The following is a 1,066-nucleotide window of genomic DNA, read 5'->3' on the forward strand; positions in this document are numbered from 1 at the left end:
CTGATCATGGATATATTTATAAGTATCCCGTTGAGCTTTAAGAAATGTCACCAGTTTTTCACTGCCCCATATCGGCCAGTGGTGACTGCCAAAATAGAGGTCACTTTTCTCTGCGTATTGAATGGCATCATGAATATAACCGCTCCACTTCAAAGCATCGCGCACTTTAGCCCCTCTCAAGGTATATAGGTTGTGGAGATTACGCGAAACCAATTCAGCGCCACACCAGGCTCGGAACTCAGGAAGATAGAAAGTAAATTCTGCAGGTGCTTCTGAACCGGATACCACCTGAAATTCAAATGTCACGCCGTCGATCTCATGACGTTCACCACTCTCGGAAATCAGCACATTGGGTTCTAAGATAGTGAACTGACCAAACGCAGGTTCCTTACCTAAGCCAGAGCCCACATGCCCTCTTTCAGATTTAGGTAATCGCTTTCCGTACATGTACATAGAGCGACGTCCCATTGCCATGCCTGCCACCACATTTTCACTGGTGGCCTCTTCCATAAAGCCTTCTGGCGCGATCACTTTAAGTTGCTGTTGGCTGACTTGTTCTGGAGAGGCAATGCCATGGGCACCGCCAAAGTGATCAATATGAGAATGGGTGAACAAAATGGCGCTAACGGGTCTTTTTCCTAATTGATCATTTACCAGTTTCATTGCCACGCGTGCCGTTTCCACTGTGGTTAACGGGTCTATCACGATCCAGCCCGTCTCTCCACGAATCACGGTCATATTGGCCAGATCGAAACCACGAACCTGATATATCCCCTCTGATAACTGATACAAACCATGCCTGTTGTTGAGTCCCGCCTGCCGCCAAAGACTAGGATTTACAGTTGCAGGAGCTTGTCCTTGTATGAACTCATAGGCCTTTGTGTTCCAGGCCAATTTTCCGGAGGCGGATACTTGAAGGCCTTCTACCGTGGCTATGAAGCCTCGTTTGGATTGTGCGATATCTTCAGAATCTTTGAGGGGAAGTTGCGCTTCGACAGCCTGATTCATTTTTTGTGTTATCTGGGTGGCGGGGGAAAAACCTTCGACCGAACCTATGCCATCAACA

The 1,066-nt window shown here is 47.7% G+C and carries 1 protein-coding gene; it reads right to left on the reverse strand.

What is annotated here, in order from left to right:
- Window positions 1–1,066, reverse strand: a 1,066-nt coding sequence (locus A3756_RS21595) for an alkyl/aryl-sulfatase (RefSeq protein WP_156490672.1), incomplete at both ends; no start/stop codon positions are given.

This window comes from Oleiphilus sp. HI0086 (assembly GCF_001635225.1).